Origin of the sequence: Arthrobacter sp. QXT-31, from assembly GCF_001969265.1 — a bacterium.
GTDB lineage: Bacteria > Actinomycetota > Actinomycetes > Actinomycetales > Micrococcaceae > Arthrobacter.
This window is the reverse complement of record NZ_CP019304.1, coordinates 1,637,707-1,657,883: the sequence shown is the minus strand read 5'-3', so window position 1 is coordinate 1,657,883 and position 20,177 is coordinate 1,637,707. Positions and strand designations below refer to the sequence as shown.

The 20,177-nt window shown below is 64.1% G+C and carries 15 protein-coding genes; 5 read left to right on the top strand and 10 right to left on the bottom strand.

Going from position 1 to position 20,177, the window contains the following annotated elements:
- Positions 1 to 114: 114 nt before the first annotated feature.
- From BWQ92_RS07415 to BWQ92_RS07405, 3 genes are all read right to left on the bottom strand, one after another.
- Positions 115 to 1,116, bottom strand: a complete 1,002-nt coding sequence (locus tag BWQ92_RS07415) for a sugar phosphate isomerase/epimerase family protein (protein WP_076798954.1) — start codon at positions 1,114 to 1,116, stop codon at positions 115 to 117.
- Between the two features lies 1 nt (position 1,117).
- The gene (locus tag BWQ92_RS07410) at positions 1,118 to 2,332 is read right to left on the bottom strand and encodes a Gfo/Idh/MocA family protein (RefSeq protein ID WP_076798953.1); all 1,215 of its coding nucleotides are present in this window, start codon (positions 2,330 to 2,332) and stop codon (positions 1,118 to 1,120) included.
- Between the two features lie 448 nt (positions 2,333 to 2,780).
- Positions 2,781 to 3,824, bottom strand: coding sequence for a substrate-binding domain-containing protein (locus tag BWQ92_RS07405; protein ID WP_083706243.1), 1,044 nt, complete (start codon positions 3,822 to 3,824; stop codon positions 2,781 to 2,783).
- Between the two features lie 154 nt (positions 3,825 to 3,978).
- Between BWQ92_RS07405 and BWQ92_RS07400 the strand changes: the two genes are divergently transcribed.
- The 4 genes from BWQ92_RS07400 to BWQ92_RS07385 all read left to right on the top strand — a co-directional run bounded on the left by BWQ92_RS07400 (position 3,979) and on the right by BWQ92_RS07385 (position 9,063).
- Positions 3,979 to 5,499, top strand: a complete 1,521-nt coding sequence (locus BWQ92_RS07400; protein ID WP_076798951.1) for a sugar ABC transporter ATP-binding protein — start codon at positions 3,979 to 3,981, stop codon at positions 5,497 to 5,499.
- Positions 5,496 to 6,548: an ABC transporter permease gene (locus BWQ92_RS07395; protein WP_076798950.1), complete on the top strand. Its 1,053-nt coding sequence runs from the start codon at positions 5,496 to 5,498 to the stop codon at positions 6,546 to 6,548. Before BWQ92_RS07400 ends, BWQ92_RS07395 begins: the two co-directional genes overlap by 4 nt.
- Positions 6,549 to 6,623: 75 nt before the next feature.
- Entirely contained in the window at positions 6,624 to 7,703 is a 1,080-nt protein-coding gene (locus BWQ92_RS07390) for a polyprenyl synthetase family protein (protein WP_236783140.1), read from the top strand.
- A gap of 103 nt (positions 7,704 to 7,806) precedes the next feature.
- Complete coding sequence (locus tag BWQ92_RS07385) at positions 7,807 to 9,063, top strand: ROK family transcriptional regulator (protein ID WP_076798949.1); 1,257 nt, start codon at positions 7,807 to 7,809, stop codon at positions 9,061 to 9,063.
- A gap of 127 nt (positions 9,064 to 9,190) precedes the next feature.
- Here the strand turns inward: BWQ92_RS07385 and BWQ92_RS07380 are convergent, their stop codons facing one another.
- From BWQ92_RS07380 to BWQ92_RS07350, 7 genes are all read right to left on the bottom strand, one after another.
- On the bottom strand, positions 9,191 to 11,338 hold the full coding sequence (locus BWQ92_RS07380; protein ID WP_076798948.1) for a PQQ-dependent sugar dehydrogenase: 2,148 nt from the start codon (positions 11,336 to 11,338) through the stop codon (positions 9,191 to 9,193).
- A 226-nt stretch (positions 11,339 to 11,564) separates the two neighbouring features.
- Positions 11,565 to 12,965, bottom strand: a complete 1,401-nt coding sequence (locus tag BWQ92_RS07375; protein WP_076798947.1) for an alkaline phosphatase family protein — start codon at positions 12,963 to 12,965, stop codon at positions 11,565 to 11,567.
- Positions 12,966 to 13,005: 40 nt separating this feature from the next.
- Positions 13,006 to 14,130, bottom strand: a complete 1,125-nt coding sequence (gene eboE, locus BWQ92_RS07370) for a metabolite traffic protein EboE (RefSeq protein ID WP_076798946.1) — start codon at positions 14,128 to 14,130, stop codon at positions 13,006 to 13,008.
- Positions 14,130 to 15,008 carry a TatD family hydrolase gene (locus BWQ92_RS07365; protein ID WP_076798945.1) on the bottom strand — a complete coding sequence of 293 codons (879 nt, stop codon included), beginning with the start codon at positions 15,006 to 15,008 and terminating at the stop codon, positions 14,130 to 14,132. Before BWQ92_RS07365 ends, eboE begins: the two co-directional genes overlap by 1 nt.
- 15 nt (positions 15,009 to 15,023) lie before the next feature.
- Positions 15,024 to 16,517 carry an EboA domain-containing protein gene (locus tag BWQ92_RS07360; protein WP_216639976.1) on the bottom strand — a complete coding sequence of 498 codons (1,494 nt, stop codon included), beginning with the start codon at positions 16,515 to 16,517 and terminating at the stop codon, positions 15,024 to 15,026.
- Positions 16,514 to 17,395 carry an SCO3242 family prenyltransferase gene (locus tag BWQ92_RS07355; RefSeq protein WP_076798944.1) on the bottom strand — a complete coding sequence of 294 codons (882 nt, stop codon included), beginning with the start codon at positions 17,393 to 17,395 and terminating at the stop codon, positions 16,514 to 16,516. The genes BWQ92_RS07360 and BWQ92_RS07355 overlap by 4 nt, the downstream gene beginning before the upstream one ends.
- Positions 17,396 to 17,397: 2 nt before the next feature.
- Entirely contained in the window at positions 17,398 to 18,648 is a 1,251-nt protein-coding gene (locus BWQ92_RS07350) for an inositol-3-phosphate synthase (protein WP_236783139.1), read from the bottom strand.
- 292 nt (positions 18,649 to 18,940) lie between these two features.
- Here BWQ92_RS07350 and BWQ92_RS07345 point away from each other — a divergent pair, with 292 nt between their 5' ends.
- Positions 18,941 to 20,149 (top strand): ROK family transcriptional regulator, encoded by a 1,209-nt coding sequence (locus BWQ92_RS07345; protein WP_076798943.1) that lies wholly within the window; start codon positions 18,941 to 18,943, stop codon positions 20,147 to 20,149.
- The last annotated feature ends 28 nt before the right edge of the window (positions 20,150 to 20,177 follow it).

Here is a 20,177-nt window from a genome sequence, read left to right as displayed (position 1 = left end):
TCTCGGGTCTGCAAACGTTGAGCCACAGTTCTATGCGCTTTGATCAACGTGTCACCTTCATCCAAGCGCACCCAAGTTCGCCTGGCAACAGCGCTTGTGCGGCCCCCTCCGGCTTCAGTCCTTGCTGCTGAAGGCGGCGTCGAAGCTGGTCTGGGAGGCCGGGAAATCGAACTTCCTGAGGGCAGCGAGGGCTTCGGGGGCGCCGTGGAGGCGGTCCATCCCTGCGTCTTCCCACTCGATGCTGATGGGTCCGTCGTAACCGATCGCAGTAAGGGCCCGGAAGGAGGATTCCCAGGGCACGTCCCCGCGGCCTGCAGAGACGAAGTCCCAGCCGCGGCGCGGGTCGCCCCAGGGCAGGTGGGAGCCCATGACGGTGTTCCGGCCGGTGAACCGGAGCTTCGTGTCCTTGCAGTCGACGTGGTAGATCCGGTCCTTGAAGTCCCAGATGAAGGAGACGGGATCGATGCCCTGCCACATCATGTGGGAGGGGTCCCAGTTCAGGCCGAACGCTTCGCGGTGGCCGATAGCTTCGAGCGTGCGGACGGTGCTCCAGTAGTCGTAGGCGATTTCGGAGGGGTGTACTTCGTGGGCGAAGCGGACACCGCATTCGTCGAAGACGTCCAGGATCGGGTTCCAGCGATCGGCAAAGTCCTGGTACCCGGCGTCGATGACCTTCTCGGGGACGGGAGGGAACATGGCAACGTACTGCCAGATGGAGGAGCCGGTGAAGCCGACGACCCTGTCCACTCCGAGTGCTTTGGCCAGGCGTGCGGTGTGTTTCATTTCTTCGGCAGCGCGCTGGCGAACGCCTTCGGGGTCGCCGTCGCCCCAGACCTTGGCCCCAACGATTGCTTCATGCCGGAAGTCGATCGGGTCATCGCAGACAGCCTGGCCCTTGAGGTGGTTGGAGATGGCCCAGACCTTCAGGTTGTACTTCTCGAGGACGGCGAGCTTGGATTCGACGTAGCCGGGTTCGTCCCAGCGCCAGGCGTCCAGGTGATCGCCGGAGACGGCGATTTCCAGGCCGTCGTAGCCCCAGCCGGAGGCGAGCTTGGCGACTTCCTCGAAGGGGAGGTCGGCCCACTGGCCGGTGAACAGGGTGTACGGGCGAGGCATGTCAGGCTCCTTCGGTGGTGCCGGCCGTGTCTGTTGGTCCGGGGTTGGTGAGTTGGATAATGGAGGACTTGGCGTTGGCGGACTCTTCGATGGCTGCGAGCACGCGCTGCACGGTAAGGCCCTCCTCGAACGAGGGCGACGGCGAACCGCCGCTGCCGATCGCGGCCAGGAAGTCGCGGATTTCGTGGGTGAAGGTGTGTTCCCAGCCAATGATGTGCCCCTGCGGCCACCACGCGTCCATGTAGGGGTGCGCGGGTTCATTGACAAGGATCCGGCGGAAGCCCTGTTCCCGCATGGGGACGGTAGCGTCCAGGAACGTGAGTTCGTTCAGGTTTTCCAAGTCGAAGAGTACTGCGCCCTTGTCGCCATAAATCTCCAGCTTCAGGGAGTTCTTTTGGCCGGTGGCCACCCGGGAAACTTCGACGGAGGCGATGGCCCCGGAAGCGAGGGACAAAGTGGCCCAGGCGGCGTCGTCGACCGTCACATCCTCTGGACCGTTCTTGCCCGGCCGCACCGGCGTGAAGGTGTGCAGCCGGCCGGATACCTCTGTGACGGAATCTGCGAGCAGAAACAGCACCTGGTCTATGGCGTGGGAGGCGATGTCACCAAGCGCCCCGGAGCCTGCGGTTTCCTTGTTCAGCCGCCAGGTCATGGGTGAATCCGGGTCGGCGAGCCAGTCCTGCATGTAAGCGGCCCGTACATGCCGTACCGTGCCGAGACGGCCCTCCTCGATCAGCTCACGCGCCAGTGCCAGGGCAGGAACCCGCCGATAGTTGAACCCGACCATCGACTGGACACCGCGGGCACGGGCCTTCGCAGCAGCGGCGGTCATGCGTTCGGCCTCTGCCAAGGTGTTGGCCAGCGGCTTTTCCAGGAGCACGTGCTTGCCCGCTTCCAGCGCGGCGATGGCGATCTCGGCGTGCATCCAGCCGGGGGCACAGATATCAATGATGTCGATATCGTCCCTGGTGATGACGGTCCGCCAGTCGGTGGCGGACTCGGCCCAGCCATATTTCGTGGCGGCGTCGGCAACGGCTTTAGCATCCCGGCCGACGAGGACTTTTTGTTCAAAGGCCGGGACATCGAAGAAGCTGGCCACATTCCGCCACGCATTTGAATGCGCCTTCCCCATGAAGGCATAGCCGATGGCGGCCACGCCGAGCGGACGGGCTGCCGGGGTACCCGGCGGACCGGACATGTGTGGGGTAGTGGTCATGAATTGTTCCTGCTTGCTGTAGGGGGCACTTGCCAGAGGGGTGCTTGCTGGGATCCATCCCCGGGAGGACCGGGGAGGCCAGAATGGAGCTTTCAAAGTTCAAGTAGGTGCTGCCGTGAGCCACATGAACCAGTTGATCTAAAAATTCGACAGAGCGCTATAGAACCCTCGAAGTTCAGCCGTCGCGTCTCCGGCGCTTTCCGCGTTTTGGACGCCGGACCGAGGGGTTACGGCATCGACTGGCCAGGACGTCGGGATCCAGTGCTCAGGCCAACGCATCCACCGATAAGGGCTCGAGGGCTTCGCAGGTTCCGTGGAGCCGAACTGGCCGGGCGGGAGGGGCACCTTTGGTCCTTTCACAGAAGCGCTCCGAAGGGGCGGTGCTGGATAGTTTTGGTCCAGAGGCGCGGGTGCCCTGTCGGCGACAGGGCACCCGCGCCTCACGGTCCTACGACTCGAAGGCCGTCGGAAGGTACTGCTCCACGTTTTCGCTGGTGACAACCGGCGCGTTCAGAACGATCCGCTTCGGTACTTCCACTTCCACGAGGTCGCTCATGGCCTTGTTCTGGGAGATCAAGCGGGCGAGGCGGACGCCGTCTGCCGCCTGGGTGGAGGGGTAGATGACGGTGGCGCGCAGGACACTGTCGCCGGCCTGGATTTCACGCATGGCGTTAGCCGAGCCGGCACCGCCGACCATAAAGAACTCTTTGCGGCTCGCGTTGTCGATGGCGGCCAGGACACCCACGCCCTGATCGTCGTCGTGGTTCCAGATGGCGTCGATCTTCGGCGCAGCTGACAGGAGCTGCGACGTTGCTGCTTCACCGCCCTGGACGGTGAAGTCGGCTGCGACCCGGTTGTCCACGTTGAGGCCGCAAGATTCCAGCGCGTCTGCGAAGCCCTTGCTGCGGTCCTTCGTCAGGGGCAACGAGTCGATGCCCGCGATCTCGGCGACGACAGCATCCTTCTTGTCTTTGAGCTGCTCGCAGATGTACGTGCCGGCGCTGACGCCCATGCCGTAGTTGTCGCCCAGGATGGTGGCGCGGGCTGCGAAGGAGCTTGAGAATTCCCGGTCAACGTTGATGACGGGGATTCCTGCTTCCATGGCCTGCGTGGCGACCGGGGTCAGGGCAGCGCCGTCTGTCGGCAGCAGGACGATGGCGTCAACCTTGTCGTTGATGAACTGCTCTACCTGGCTGATCTGCAGGTTCGCGTCATTGGTTCCCTCGGCCACCCTCAAATCGATGTCCTGGTACTTCTTCGCCTCGGCAAGCGCCGCTGAGTTGATGGCGCCGAGCCAGCCGTGGTCTGCCGCGGGACCGGAGAAGCCGATGACTACCTTGTCACCCTGGGCCTGGTTGCCTTCAACCGATGCGTTGGTGGGCTGAGTGTTGGCCGCGTCTGCGCCTCCAGTGCACCCGGTGACAAGGCCGCCAACAGCAAGAAAGGCAGCGGTGGTAACGAGCATCTTCCGGCCCGTACGAACTGCAAGCATGTGTATCTCCTCAATGAGTTTAGGTGCGTCTTCGCCTGGTGCAGCATGCCTTTTCATGCCCGCAACTGTGCGTGACTGCTATCACAATAACAGAAGGTCAAGCGAAATCGACGAACTTATACCGATCGCCGACATAATGTGTTAGGTTCGTCGCATGTTCGAAGAAGATCAGCCACAGCCGTTGCTCGAAGTTCGTGGACTCACCAAGGGTTTTGCGGGAGTCCAGGCGCTCAAGGGCGTCGATCTGCAGGTACTTCCGGGAGAAGTTCACTGCGTTATGGGCCAGAATGGCGCCGGCAAGTCCACCCTCATCAAGACACTGGCAGGCGTCCACCAGCCGGATAGCGGCGAAATCCGTTGGGAAGGCAAACAAGTTACGCTCCCGGGTCCTACGGCCGCACTGGATCTGGGCATCGCCACCATGTACCAGGAGCTCGACGTCGTCGACGGGCTTTCCGTAGCCGAAAACATCTTCCTCGGGCACGAACGTGCAACAGGAGGCGTTCTGCACGTGAAAAAGGCGAACGCTATTGCGCGCAGCCTTCTGAAGCGGCTCGGGCACGGCGACCTTTCGCCGTCCACAGAAGTGGGTACGCTTTCTGCGGCCAACAAACAGATCGTGAGCATGGCGCGTGCCCTGTCGCGGGACACCAAGCTGATCATCATGGATGAGCCCAGCGCAATCCTCGACTCGGGTGAGGTGTCCAATCTGTTCCGCGTGGTTCGCGAACTCACTGCCCAGGGCATCGCCGTCGTATACATCTCGCACCGGCTCGAAGAAATCCGGCAGATCGGCGACCGTATCTCAGTGATCAAGGACGGGCGCAGCACGGCAAACGGGCTCAGCGTCACGGATACAGCCAAGTCCGAGCTGATCCGGCTGATGACTGGTCGGGATGTCGCGAATGTGTTCCCGGAGAGGAAAGCCGTGGCGGCCGATGCTCCTGTCGTGCTCGATGTGAACGACCTCGAGCTTTTTGGACACTTCGAAAAGGTCAGTTTCACCGTTCGGGCGGGCGAGGTCCTCGGTTTCGCCGGCCTGGTAGGATCCAAGCGCTCTGAGATCCTCGAGACCATCTATGGTGCCCGCAAGGCCTCTTCCGGCAGCGTGTCCGTGAACGGCAAGGTGCTCCGGCCGGGCTCTGTGACGTCTGCCGTCAACGCTGGCATCGGGCTCTCGCCCGAGGAGCGCAAGAGCCAGGGGCTGATTCTGGATGAGCCGATCTTCAAGAACGTCACCCTGTCGACCTTCGAGCGTTTTGCTCGGGCCGGTCGCTTGAACGAGGCGGCTGAACGGGAAACTACACGTGAGCAGATCGCCGCACTGGAGTTGCGTCCGGCTGATCCGGACCGTCCTGCACGGACCCTTTCGGGCGGAAATCAACAAAAGATCCTCCTCGCCCGTTGGCTGGTCCACGGAACGTCGGTCCTGCTGCTGGACGAGCCCACGCGGGGTGTCGACGTCGGGGCGCGCTCCGAGATTTACGCCCTCATCCGCAAACTGGCGGCGGCCGGCACGGCGATCATCGTCGTTTCGAGCGAAATTGAAGAAGTTCTGGGCCTCGCCGACAACGTACTCGTCATCGATGACGGCAAAGTCCTCACCCAAACGAAAGCAAGCGATATAGACGAGCACGGAGTGCTCGACCTCGTCATGAAGGGAAGTGCCGCGTGAGCGAGCAGACTACCAAGGTGGCAGAGCCGGTAATTACCGAGCCGGCCGGCCACACCACTCCCAAGGACAGCCGTCTGCAGGGCATCCTGAAAGGGCCCGCCGGCCGCAGCCTGGGGCTGGTTATCGCGCTCGCGCTGCTCGTCGTGGTGGGTGCAGTCACCAGTGGGGACCGGTTCCTCAACGTTGAGAACATGCTCACCATCCTCCGGCTCGCCTCGATCATCGGCGTGATCAGCATCGGCATGACCTTTGTCATCACGGCGGGCGGCATCGACCTCTCCGTCGGATCAGTCATGGGCCTGACCTCGGTTGTCGCGACGACGGCCAGCATCCAGATGGCCGCCAACCAGTCGTCGTGGCTCCTGATCGTAGTGGTGGCGCTCGGGGTGGGCCTCGTTGCCGGTCTTATCAACGGACTGGTGATCGCATATGGCAAGGTGGTCGCCTTTATGGCCACCCTGGCCATGTTGGTGGGCGCACGCGGCCTGGCCGAACTCATCTCCGGACGCAGCACCCAGATTGTGAGTAACCGGGACTTCCTGCGGGTCATGCGCGCCGAAGTGCTGGGTGTTCCCCTCCTGATCTGGATCTTCGTCATCGTGGCCATCGCGGGATGGTTCCTCCTGAACCGCACCACCTTTGGCCGCCGCACCATCGCCATCGGTGGAAACCTTGAAGCTTCCCGGCTCGCCGGTATCAAGGTGAAGCGCCACCTCGTCTACCTGTACGTCCTTGCCGGTCTTGCGGCAGGCATCGCCGGCGTCATGATGCTTGGCCGAACCACCGCGGGTACCTCCACGCATGGCCTCCTGTACGAACTCGACGCGATTGCCGCCGTCGTTGTGGGCGGGACCCTGCTCATCGGCGGACGGGGAACGATCATGGGCACGGTCCTTGGCGTACTGATCTTCAGCACCCTGACCAACGTGTTCACCCAGAACAACCTGGATACCTCCGTCCAGGCACTCGCCAAGGGCCTCATCATCGTCGTCGCTGTTCTTCTGCAGCAGCGCTTCGCAAGCCGCGGTCCACGACGAGGAAAAAGCTAGGTTTGCCTGAAGCCGGCAGATAGACCGCCTCGGGCATCCCCGGGGCGCCAGGACAACGAAGCGGAGGGCGGTGCCGTGACCCTAAACGTGGACCACGCGCTCAACGGCAACGCGGACCTCGAACTGGTCGAGGATGCGCTCCAGAGATTCTTCGATGAAGCGAAGCTGCGCGCTGTCTCCGTGAACGCGACCTATCTCGGCCTCTGGGAAGCACTTGAAAGGGCAACCGCGGGCGGAAAGCGCTCCCGCCCGCGGTTGGTCATGCTGGCGTACCGGCAACTTGGCGGCACTGATTTCTGCAGCGCGGCGGCGCTCGCCGCCTCGTACGAGCTCCTTCATAGCGCGCTGATCATTCACGATGACGTCGTTGACCGCGATTTTGTTCGCCGCGGTATCCCCAACGTTTCCGGTCACTACCGGAACCGGGCCCTGCGCACCGGTGTCTCTCCGGTAGCCGCAGAACACGCCGGAGTGTCGGCAGGGCTTCTCGCCGGTGATCTGGCTTTATCCGGCGCTTACCGCCTGTTGAGCTCCATGGAAGTGCCGGTGGCCCTGCGCCAGCGCCTGAACGACATCCTCGATGACGCGATCTTCTCCTCTGTGGGCGGGGAGGTCCTGGATATTGAGTTCAGCCGGACGGCGGTGATGCCTTCAATCGAAGACATCACCAAGACGGCCCACCAGAAGACTTCGGTCTACTCATTCGAGGCACCGCTGCAGGCGGGCGCCGTTTTGGCCGCGGCTCCCGAACCGGTGGTGACCGCTCTGACATCCTTCGGACGATATGCCGGAATCGCCTATCAGCTCGCCGATGACGTGCGAGGCGTTTTCGGCAAGGAAAGCCTCACCGGGAAAACCAACTGGGGGGACCTCCGGGAAGGCAAACGGACTGCCCTGCTCTCCTACGCAGCCACCCGCCCGGAGTGGAGCAGGATCGCTCCACTGATCGGATCCCAGGATATGACGGCCCGGGACGCCCACTGTGTCCAGTCCGTGCTGGTGTCCTGCGGGGCAAAAGACTACGCGGCTAACCTTGCCACCGAGAATGCCCACCTCGCCGTAATGCACCTGGCGTCCGGCGGTGTTCCGGAGGCCCTGCACAGAAGCCTCAAACGCATGCTGTTCTCCGCCATCAGCGACGTGGACTCACACTAGCAGCACCTTGGCGGTGCCCCTCCGTAGATCCTGCCCTTCTGCCGCTATCATGAGAAAACGAATCCGGCACCGAGGCGATCTGCCAGGAAGGACCTGAACCGGGGTGGAAGGGAAGTCGGCGGCGCGCACGCTCGCCGGTACCAACCTTGGAAACAACCGGGACACCACCCGCCAGCACAATCTTTCAACCGTGTTGGGCCTGGTGCACTCCATGGCCGGCGTCTCCCGTGCGCAACTCACGCGGGCTACCGGGCTGAACAGATCAACGATCGCCGCCCTCGTCGGTGAACTTGCCCAGCTAGGCCTGGTGGTCGAGAGCGATCTCGACCAGGCACAGCAGCACGGCCGGCCCAGCATCATGATTCAGCCGAGCCCCGGGGCGCTGGCACTCGCGGTCAATCCGGATATAGACGCTGTCAGCGTGGCGCTTGTCTCTCTTGGCGGCCAAATTGTGAACCCTGTCCGCTTCCATACAGTCCGGCCGCCGTCGGTACCGGAAGTAGTGAACATCGTGACGGCGATCTACACGGGAATGCGAACGTCCCTTCCGTCCCGGAACCGCATCGTGGGGCTTGGGCTCGCCATACCGGGCCTTGTCGATCCCCTGGATGGCACCGTTATTGAGGCGCCGCACCTTGGCTGGCGCGACCAGCCGCTCACAGCGCTCCTCAGTGATGCCCTGAAGCTTCCGGTCATCGCCGCAAATGACGCCGTTGCGGGGGCACGTGCCCAGGCGACCTTCGGTGCGGGCCGCGACGTTTCGGACCTCGTCTACCTCTACGGAGGGGCGAGCGGCATTGGGGGAGGGGTCATCAGTGGAGGCCGCCTCATTCGTGGTGCTACCGGATTTGCCGGGCAACTTGGACATACGCACGTGCGCACGGGCGGCGCGGAATGCAACTGCGGATCGTCCGGCTGCCTTGAAGCCGAGGTCACCCGTGAAGAATTAATTGCTGCAGTCGGACTCCCGGCCGGTGAGACGGAGAATCTCGAAGACGCCGTATTGGAGAAGCTCCAGGACGATTCGGCGTCCGAGGAGCTGCGGGCAATCATCGACCGGCAGGTCCGGCTGCTGGCCGTCGGGCTGAAGAGCATCGTCAACCTGCTAAATCCCTCACTGATCGTCTTGGGCGGGTTCCTGCGGATCCTCGTGCGGGCCGCGCCGGATGCACTCAGCGATGCCCTGCGATCTCCCGGAACTCGTGGTCCCCGGGAAAATGTGGCGATTGAGCTCGCTCCTCTCGGCGAAGATTCCATCCTGGTCGGTGCTGCAGAGCTGGCCTTCGAACCCCTCATCCGGGATCCTGCCGGTTTCCTGGGTTCACAGGACGACGGCGGCGGGCAAGTTCCGCCCGCCTGATTTCCCAGCAGTCTGCAGCCTGCTAGCAACGAAAAGCGGCCCCTGTCCCAGCCTTGGCTGGGACAGGGGCCGCTTTTCCCGCGGCTGGTTGGCCGCTAGGGGGCAACGATCGGCACTCGAAAGAGCATCAGTTGCCGGCCACCAGAACCACCTCAGCGGTTCCGGTCAGCGGGGCCGAGGCGGCGTCGCCGGCATCGGTGTAGCTTGCGCTGAAGACGGCCGAGAGATCATCCACTGCGGGGTCGTGGCCTTCGGGAACGGTGGTGGTCAGGGTTCCGGTGCAGCCCGAGGTGGTGGTCTGCGGGTGACCGTGCGTGTGGTGGCCGAGGATGTAGCTCACCTTGACCAGCGAGCAGTCAACCGGCTGGTCATCCGTAACCCGGACCTCGTAGGTGACGGTGTCACCGAAGTGGAAGTCCTGGCCTGCTACGGGGCTGATGAACTCGATGACCGGTGCCTGGTTGCCTACCTCGATTGCCACTTCGGCAGAGGAGCTGCGCCCGCGGTGCAGGCCGCCCAGATCGGTGACCTGCAGGCTCGCGGTGTAGGTTCCGATTTCCTCATAGGTCCACGTGGGATTGGCTTCCTCGGAGTCCACGACGCCGTCGGAGTTGAAGTCCCACTCGTAGCGGATCTTGTCGCCGTCCGCGTCAGTGGTGCCTTCGCTGGAGAACTGTACGGTCAGCGGTGATGCCCCGGCAGTCGGCGTGCCGGAGGCCACGGCCACGGGGCTGTGGTTGCCGTTGGCACCGATGAAGTCGATCCGGGAAAGCTGCGCGTCGGGGTTCTCGCCGAAGTAGCCGTCTCCGTATTCAAGGACGTAGAGGGCGCCGTTGGAACCAAATTCCATGTCGATCGGGTTGTCGACCACAAGGGAGTCGACGACGTTCTCAATCGAAGTGAGGTCGCCGTTTTCCGTGGTCATGGCCTTGATGTAGTCGCGGGTCCACTCGTAGAAGAAGGACTTGCCGTCGTAGTAGGACGGCCAGGCGACAGGGGCGTTGCCCTTGGTTGCCTTCTCGTCGAACTCGTAGGCGGGGCCGGCCATGGGGCCGATACCGCCCGTTTCCAGCTCAGGGAACTCGGCGGAAGCGCCGTAGGAGTACCAGGCCTCCGGCTGCGAGACCGGGGGCAGCTCGCGCAGGCCGGTGTTGTTCGGAGAATCGTTCACGGGCGCAGCGCAGTTGAAGGCTGCACCGGAGGTGCCGGTGGCGAAGTCGTAGTCAACGTACGGCAGTTCTGCGGTGGCGCAGTAGGGCCAGCCGTAGTTGGAAGGTTCGGTGACTGCCATCCACTTGCCGGTGCCGGCAGGGCCGCGAAGGGGGTTGGCGGTGCGTGCGTCGGGCGAGTAGTCGGCGATGTAGAGTTCGCCTGTCTTCTGGTTCAGGTCCACCCGGAAAGGGTTGCGCAGGCCCATCACGTAGATCTCGGGGCGGGTCTGGGGAGTGCCCGGCTGGAAGAGGTTGCCTTCGGGGATGGTGTAACCGCCGCCGTCCTTGGGCGTGATCCGCAGGACCTTGCCGCGCAGGTCATTGGTGTTTGCGGAAGTCCGCTGCGCATCGAGTGCGGGGTTGCTGGTGGGGCGCTCGTCGATCGGCGTGAAGCCGCCGGACTGGAACGGGTTGGTGTCGTCACCTGTGGAGAGGTACAGGTTGCCCTCGGCGTCGAACACGATGTCACCGCCGACGTGGCAGCAGATGCCGCGGTCCACCGGCACATCGATGATGTGCTGCTCGGTAGCGAGGTCGATGGTGGAACCGTTGAACTGGAAGCGGGAAAGCGTCAGGGATCCGCTGAACTTTTCGAAGTCTGCTGCCGTGCCGCTGAAGGGCGCGTCGCCCTCGTTGACGCCGGGGGTGGCGGGATCATCCACCGGGGTGTCCTGCGGGGGCGAGTAGTACAGGTAGACCCAGTTGTTGCCCTTGGTGCCGAACTTGGGGTCGAGCGCGATGCTCTGCAGGCCCTCTTCGTCATGCTCGTAAACGTCGAGCTTCGCGGCCAGGGTGTTGAGGCCCGTCTTGTCGTTGTTGAGCCAGACCTCGCCGCCGCGGGTGGTGTGCAGGACATTGTTGTTTGGAAGCACGGCGAGGTCCACGGGCTCGCCCGGAGTGTCGTTCAGCGTCACTTTCTGGAAGCTGCTGTCCGCGGGGGCCACACCTGAAGCGGTGTCACCCGGCTGCGCCTGAGCGGGGGCGACGGCAAAAGCGGTGGCCAGCAGGCCCGCCATTGCGAGGCTCGCGCCCGCTTTCGCTATCCCATGTCGATTGACTGTCATCGTTCACTTTCTTCTCGTCATTGAGGAGCCGGACTAGCCGGACTCGGATGCCTAAAACGCTAATTGAAATGCGTCGATTTACCTAGTGGTTTCAAAAAACAAAGTTGAGATATTTTCATGTCCCGCGAAGCGAGTGGATTATCAAGAGCTGAAAAACAGCGCAAGAAAGCGGCCTAAGAGTCTTAGGCCGTTTGTTGTTTGAAAAAGCTAAATGCTTTGGCTGGGCCTAGCCGTCGATGCCCTGCGTCTGGAGCACCAGGCCCTTCACGGCAGCGGCGGGAACCTGCCTGCCGCTGTTCACGAGCGCTTCCACTGAGGAAGGGATCTGGGCGCTGGAGCCAATGATCAGGGGCGTACCGTCAGGCGAACCAGGAAGCCGTCCGTGGGTCCCCCGCACATGTGACGGATCGAGGGGCACCGTGCTCATGGCGTAGCGCAAGCCCAGCTTCTTCTTCACCAGGTTCAGCCCCGCTTTGGCCTTGGCCAATTTGTCTGCCGGGTCGAAGAAGAGTTCTGCGGGGTCATACCCGGGTTTCCGGTGAATATCCACGCCACGCGCATACTCCGGTGCCCGGTCGTCGTCGAGCCAGAAGTAGTACGTGAACCACGCACCCGGTTCCGCGATGACAACCAACTCCCCGGATCTTTCGTGATCGAGCCCGTAGCGGCCCTGCGCTTCGCGGTTGAGGACCTCGTCCACTCCATCAACCCCGCGAAGCAGTGCCGCCACCCGCTCAACGTCCGACGGGTCGGAGACATAGACATGTGCTACCTGGTGGTCGGCGACGGCAAAGGCGCGTGAAGTCCACGGATCAAGCTGTTCCCTGCCCTCCTGCACGTAGACCTCCAACAGGCCTTCCCGGCGCAGGACGCGATTAATATCCACCGGCCGGCGTGCATCCTCGATCCCGTACTCGGCCACCGCAATGATGCTATAGCCGCGCTCTGCGGCCTCATCCAGGAGCGGCGCGAGGGCGCCGTCGAGCTCGGCCGCGGCCTGGTCAGCCTGCGGCGAGTCCGGCCCGAAACGCTGCAGGTCGTAGTCCAGGTGCGGCAGGTATGCCATCAGCAGATTTGGTGACTGGCTCCGCATGACGTGCCGGGTGGAGTTGACGATCCATTCAGTGGACCGGATGGTCGCGGTCGGACCCCAGTACTGGAAGAGCGGAAAGTCGCCGTACTCGGTCACGAGTTCGTCGTGCAGTTCCGCCGGCCGCACATACGCATCCGGGGATTTGCGGCCGTCCGCGTGGTAGATGGGCCTGGGTGTCACCGTCAGGTCTGTGGACATTCCCATGGCATACCACCAGCAGATATTTCCTGCGCGGTAGCCGGGATGCTGCCGGCGGGCCGTCTCCCAGATGTTCTCCCCGCTGACGAGCCTATTGTGCTGGCGCCATAGAAAGACGTCCCCAAGTTCCCGAAAGTACCATCCGTTTCCCACGATCCCGTGCTGGGCCGGTGACAGGCCGGTCAGCATTGTGGACTGGACGGTGCATGTCACCGCAGGCAGTACGGTGGCCAGTTCAGAGGACCATCCCTGCGAGGCCAGCCGCGACAGGCGGGGCATCTGGCGCAGGGCCTTGGCAGTCAGGCCAACGACGTTCAGCAGCAGTACTGGTTTCACAGGTTCTTCCTTGCTCAGGGTGTCAGGGAACGCGCCTCGGTCAGCGGACCGGTGCGGCGTCCAGCAGGTTCGACTTCGCCCACGCGATCTCGGCCGCGATTCCCTCGGTGATGCCCACCGAGGCGCCGGGCAGCACGCTCCAGGTATAGGTTTCGATGTCGAGGTGGACCTCAGGTCCGTACGGCAGCTGATCAACTTCGGCAACTGTCTGGCGGAGCACATCCACGGTGGTTTCCAGTGGCTCCGCGGGCACGTGGTGGAGCGGGATGTGGAAGTGGACCCGCCACGCGTTTTCCCCCGGCAGATCCCTCAGGGCTTCGTCGAGATCGTCGGCAGGGACAATGCCTGCCGGTTGCGACTCACGCACCTGGTGCAGGTACCGCGGTTCGACAAAGCCCGCCAAAGCATCCCGGGCCGCCGGATCGGAGGGGTCCGTGACATGCAGCGCGGCGGATGCCTGGACCTTGACGACCCGCAGGCCCGCGGCGTCGATCTGGCGGACAGCGCCGGCAGGGTCGGCGAACGAAACAGCAAGGTGGCAGGTGTCCACGCACAGGCCCACGAACTCCGGATCGATGCCCCGTTGGATCCGGGGCGCCAGCCAGCTGACGACGTCGGCGACCGTGTCGAGAATGCAGCCCGGTTCAGGTTCGACGGCGACACGCACCGTTTTTCCCGTACGGTCCCGGAGGTCCCGGAGGCGTGAGCTCAGCTCGGCAAAGGCCGAGGTGGCGGCGTCGTCGTCATTTTCTGTCCAGTCCGCACGCCATGCGAGCGGTAGAGTCGAGATTGACCCGGCTGTATCCTCGGGCAGCAGGGCCGCCAGCACCTCCGCGCAGTCCAGCGTGTACTCCAGACGCTCACGCTCCGCCCACGTCGGCTTGTAGACGTCGAGCTTGACCACTTCATTATGGAAGCCACCGTACGGGAAGGCGTTGATGGTGTGCAGCTGCAGTCCCTCAGTATCAAGGACGTCCCGGAGGGCGGCCCGGTCCTCCGCACTTCCCGCCAGCTGGCGGGCCAGCCCGGCCGGCAGCCACAGCCCGACGCCGAGGGTTTCCAGGCCAGCCCTGCGGCGGATCGGACCTGCGTACTCGCGGAGCTGACGGATCACGCCGTCAAAGTCCTCGGCAGGGTGGACGTTGGTGCAGTATGAAAGGAGCATTATGCGCGTGCCCCCCGCAGGACCGAGTTGCCCTCGAAGCCCGCTGCCGCATCCGGCAGCTCCGCCGCATCGAAACCAGGGATCGGGTCAAGGATCAGCTGGCCGCTCTGGCCGTAGAACTCAACCGGATTGCGCCAGAGCACCTTGTCTACGTCGTCAGCAGTGAAACCTGCCGCCAGCATGGCGTTGGCTGTACTGAGGGTTTTTAGGGGATCGGACCGGCCCCAGTCAGCAGCAGAGTTCACCAGCACCTTTTCCGTTCCGTAGGTGCGGAGGATTGCCACCATGCGGTGCTCGTCCATTTTGGTGTCGGGATAGATGGAGAATCCCATCCAGGCTCCGGCGTCCTTGACCATCTCGACGTTGGTTTCATTGAGGTGATCAACAACCACCATGCCAGGTGCAACCCCGGACTCACGGACCACGTCCAGGGTCCTGCGGGTACCGGCGAGCTTCTCCCTGTGCGGTGTGTGCACCATGGCAGGCAGCGAGAATTCACGCGCCAGCTCCAGCTGTCGGCTGAAGGCCTCGTCCTCGGCGGGAGTCATCGAGTCGTAGCCAATCTCGCCGACGGCCACCACGCCCTCCTTGATCAGGTAGCGGGGGATCTCCTCCAGGACGGGAACGCACCGGGGGTCGTTCGCCTCTTTGGGGTTCAATGCGATCGTGGCGTGGTGCCGGATGCCGAACTGGGCGGCGCGGAACCGCTCCCAGCCCAGCAGCGCGTCGAAGTAGTCGATGAAGGAGCCGACCTTGGTGCGGGGCTGGCCCAACCAGAACGCCGGTTCCACGAGGGCCCGCACTCCGCTGGCATAAAGAGCCTCGTAATCGTTGGTGGTGCGGCTGGTCATATGGATATGGGGATCAAAGATGCGCATGGCGGGCTTTCCTTATTAAGAAGTCGAAGAGCGGGAGAAGGACCCGGTGATCAGGTGGACGTCATCCGGGACCGGGCGTCCTGCGGCCTGGCGTTCAGCGGCAAAATCGCCTGCCATCCTGGCGAGCTCGTCATCGGCCCGTTCCATCAGGTCCGTTACGGCACTGAGGCTGATCCCGAGGAAGATCAGCTTCAGCACGGCGTGGCGCCAGCTGTGCTGGTCCAGGTAGGCGGCTGCGAACGGACCGACGGCGGCGGCAACCAGGCCGCTTTCGTTGGTCCGGAGGGCCTGCGCTGTCACGTGCAGTCCTGCGGCGACGACGGCGGCCGGCAGTTCAGGTGTGGCGGCAGCCAAGGCTCCCAGCCCTTTCAGGACGCCGCGGCGTTCTGCGGAGTCACCGCCGTCGTACAGGGCCGGCAAAGCTTCAGCCAGCCCATCCGCTGCCAGGACTTCGTGCAGCCGGCCGATTAGCTGGCCCCGTGCGTGATCGGTGACGGTGCCGAACAGGACGCCCGTCGGGTCGACGTCCGGACGGAGAGGGTCGCGGCCCAGCCGGCGGCCAGCCGTGGCGAATATCCTGGTGAGGGTGCCGCGGTCGGCTGCGACCGCCGTCGTACTCTCCTCCAGCCAGCGTTCAACGTGCCTGTCCCGGACTGATTCCTCCCACGCGGCGCGAAGCGCGGCGATGCTCCGCGCGGCCAGCCCCGGAGCATCGTGCGAGTGCCTGGGCAGCTCGACGGCGGCCACGCCGCGGTAGCCCAGTTCCGCCAGCGTGGCGAGTGCGAGGGGCAGATCTACGGCGCCCTCACCGAATGGCAGGTGCTCATGGGTGTGCGTGGGCATGTCGTCCAGCTGCACGTTCGCCAGCAGAGGACCGGCCTCCAGGAGGGCCCCCCGCACGCCGCCGGGCTCAACCACCACGCAGTGGCCGATGTCCACGGTCACCCGCAGATTGTCCGGGTCCCCCAGTTCCGTCCGAAGGCGCAGAACGTCGGAAACGGTCTCCACCAGCATGCCCGGTTCAGGTTCGACGGCGACCACGACGTTCCTGACGCGGGCATAGTCAACGATGTCCGCCACGCGGGGGGTCAGTCGCTTCCATCCTGTTTCCGGGCTGGCATCCGCCGGCAGTATCCCGGAGAAAAAGGAGACACATTCAGCCTGCAGGGCGGCGGCGATGTCGACGGCGCGGCGCAGGAACGCGACCCGGACTGCGGCATCGTCATCCACCAGCGCAGGCCGGTGCTTGTGGCGAGGGTCCAGCAGGAAGCGGGTGCCGGTTTCAATGACGACGCGAAGCCCGAGCTCTTGGAGCCGTTTCCGCAGTGACTGAAGTTGGACATCCAGATCCTCGGCAAACGGATCCAGGTGAGGATGGCCCAAGGTCAGCGCCACGGCCTCGTAGCCCTCCTCGGCGAGGAGCTCCAGCGCGATGGGAAGCGGATGGTCTGTGAAGCCGTTGGTGCCGTACCCGAGACTGAAGGGCATGGTGGTTTGGGGTGCTGTCATGACTCGCTGATCCTCAATTTCCTGGGCCGGGACCGCAGGACCTTGCCGAACAGGTCCACTGATGCGAGCACTGCGGCCGCCACCAGGTTTCCCTGGCGCAGCGTGAGCGCCGTCTGCAGGGGGACCATCGCCCGGATTCCTGCCTTGGTGGCCTCAAGGGCATTCTTCGGCAAGGGGTTGCGTGCAGCCCGCACCTGGGCCGGTGCGCATCGAGCGGCGTAGAAGGCGGTCGCCAACAGTACGGGGAGGACTTGGTTGCGGGGGCCAGCGGAACCGGCAAGCACGGCGCCGGCAACCAGGCCAGTGCCGGCGGCTACGCCGGAAGCCGTCGTCGTGGTTGTTCCCTCGACTTCACCGTGGGAAAGGACGGTGACAGCCACGGTGTGGGCACCCATGATGCCGGCCGCGCCGAGGGCGGGGCGGAGGTGTGCCGAGCCTGCGCCCATGAGGACGTCAAGTGCCCGGCAGCAGCCCATGGTTACCGCGCCGGACACCGGATGGCCCTTGGCCACCAGGTCGTAGGTCCAGATCGCGGCGGCGAGCGGAAGTCCCACCGCCAGCGAACGCCTGCCTCCACCGGCGGCGCTGAGGCTGAGTCCGGCCGCCGTAAGGGCAGCCGCCGCGGTGAGGGCCTTCTTGGGGGTAATGCGCCCCGAGGGGATGGGCCGTTCCGGCCGTTCGCGGGCATCGATCCCACGATCGGCGTAGTCATTCAATGCCATGCCGCCGGCGTACAGGCAGGCGCTTGCCACGGGGAGGAGCATCCTGCGCCCGCCCAGCCGGTGCCCGGCCGCTGACCCGCCGGCGATCGTATCGCCGAGGACCGTAAGGACGGCCGGAGCGCGGACGAGTTCCAGGTAGTCGTTGGTCTGGCTCACTGCTAATCATGGCTCCCGGTGCCGGCAGGCAGTTTGGCGCTGGCGGTCTTTGCCCACTGCATCAGGTCGCGGCTCTGTTCCGCGAACGAGTGTTCGTCGCTGCCCCAAGGGTCCTTGAAGAAGAATCCAAGTGCGCGGAGGTGGCCTTCTTCTCCGGCGGCGTCAGCCAATGCCATCAGGCGTGAGAGGTCAAGCACCATGGGTGCAGCAAGCATGGAATCGTAGGCGCTCCAGGTGGTCTGCAGCGTGAGGCGTGATCCGAGGAACCCTTCGACGTTGACGTGGTCCCAGGCCACCTTCGTCTCGCCGAGATCCTGCACGTTGTCGATGTGGAGCGGGGTCACCGCACCGCCGGTCAGTTCCTGGAGCCCGCGGTTCTTGGACTGCAATTTCCCCGAAACCGCCAGCGGGTCAGCGAGGGTGGCGCCGTCGCCGCCGCCCAAAAGGTTTGTTCCTGCCCATGACAGGACCCGCAGCCCGCGTGCTGCGAAGGCCGGCGCCAGGACAGACCGGAGCCAGGTCTGGCCGGTCTTTCCGTCCTGTCCCGCGGTGGGAATCCGGTGCCTCGTCGCCAGTTCACGCAGCGCCGGAAGGTTGAGAGCAGGGGAAGGGGTAAAGCACACGTAGGGAGAACCGGCGAGGACGGCGGCATAGGCGCTAAGCGAGCTGGGTGGCAGCACCGAGCGCGCAGGGTCCTCCAGCGCGGCCAGCAGCAGATCTGCGTCCTCGAACTCGGGGAGCGGTTCAACCGGCGCTTCAGTGGAAGCGACGTCAAGAACAATGACGCGGCTCAGACCGTGGGAGCGCTTGAAGTCAAGGATGTCCTGCGCCAGCCTGCGGGCCGCTCCAGCCTGCGTCTCCGACTGTTGCGCCGAATCGTAGCCGGGCCGCACGCGCTGGTCGGCTTCCACCAGCTGGGACCGGACAGATTCGACGAGGTGAAGCGGCAGCATGCCTGACTCGACCAGCGCCTCGGCACGCTTCGCAATGCAGACATTGCTGATGTCATGGCCGCCCACCACGAGGTCCGCAAAGTCGGGCAGCGCGACTTCGCCAAATGACTCCTGTTCGGTGACGCAACCGGTGGCGTTCGCGAGCCCCGCAGAGATGGCGGCCAGTCCCACGGTGGCTGTTGTCGCCACGGAACCGCGGGCGCCGACCAGCCAGATGCCTGTCTTGCCGTAGGAATGGGAGGTTGATTCCGCGCCCAGGCCTGGCGTCCCTTCAGCTGATGTGTCCGTTTTTCTGCGCAAATCTTCCTCCTTGAAGTGGTGCTGCGGTCTGCCAAAGATCGGGCTAACAAGCGAGCCAAACGGTGGCGTCGATCACAGAAGGAAACCTAGCACGAGTAATGACGACCGAACAACGAATGTTTGGTATCGCTCGATATAAAGCCGTAAATGCGGGCGCGACTTGCAGCGAATCAGGTCAGGTTTAGGGCCGACTTCATTCCCGTGAAGCCCTAGTAAAGAGCGCTTGACGTTTCAAGCCCAAGGCTGGTCGGGTACAAGGGCGTTCCGTCGACGAATGTGCTGTAATTGATCGATGGATGACATAAGTAGCTTCAACGGCCTCGGTTCGTCCGGAGCGAGTGACCTGTTCCAGATTCTTCGAGACGGACGCCCGCGTACCCGAAGCGAGCTCGCGGAGCAGATGGGCCTGGCCCGTTCCACGGTGACGCTGCGCATCGAGGCGCTCATGGAACTTGGGTTGGTTGGCTTCGTGGACGACGCGGTTTCCACGGGCGGCCGCCCCTCCTCGCGCATTGCCTTGAAGGCCGGCAGCAAGATTGTCCTCGGCGTTGACATTGGAGCGTCCCACCTGCGGCTCGCGGTTACCGATCTCACGGGACACCGTCTGCAGGAGGACGGGCGGGCAATCGAAGTGACGCAGGGCCCGGACGCCGTTCTGCAGGCCGTTGTTGAACTGGCGTCCGAACTGCTTCAGGCCTCCGGTCGCTCCATGACAGACCTCCTGGCCATCGGCATCGGCCTCCCCGGGCCGGTGGAGCATCGGACCGGACGGCCGATCAACCCCCCGATTATGCCTGGCTGGAACGGCTTCGATGTCCCTGGCTACCTGCAGGCGCACTTCCAGGTTCCGGTCCTCGTGGACAATGACGTGAACATCATGGCCCTCGGGGAGCGCAATGTTGCCTGGCCCAACGTGGATGATCTGATTTTCGTCAAAGTCGCCACCGGTATTGGCTCGGGCATCGTCTCCAGCGGGATGCTCCAGCGCGGTGCAGACGGCGTGGCCGGTGATATCGGCCATGTCAGGGTGCACAGCGGATCGGGGGCGCCGTGCCACTGCGGTAATACTGACTGCCTGGAAGCGGTTGCGTCCGGCCCGGCTGTCGCATCGAAACTGCGCGCTCTGGGGCTGGAAGCAACCAGCAGCGAAGACGTGGTGAGGCTGGTTGGAGCCGGCAGTACGGAGGCGGTCCATGCCGTCCGCCAGGCCGGCAGGGACGTGGGTGAGGTTCTTTCGGCCTGCATCAGCCTGATCAACCCGGCAGTGATCGTCATCGGCGGATCCATGGCTTTGACGGGCGAGCACTTCATCGCGGGCATCCGGGAAGTGGTCTACTCGCGCACCATGCCGCTGGCGACCCAGCACCTCCAGATTGTGCAGTCCACGTCAGGGCTCGATGCGGGCGTGCTCGGCGCCAGCATGCTGGCTATCCACCATGCCATGTCCCCGCAGCGGATCGACGAGATGGTTTTGGGTCTGACCGGCTCCCAGGCAAGCTAGCCGGGACACTTGTTCCGGCGTCTTGCCG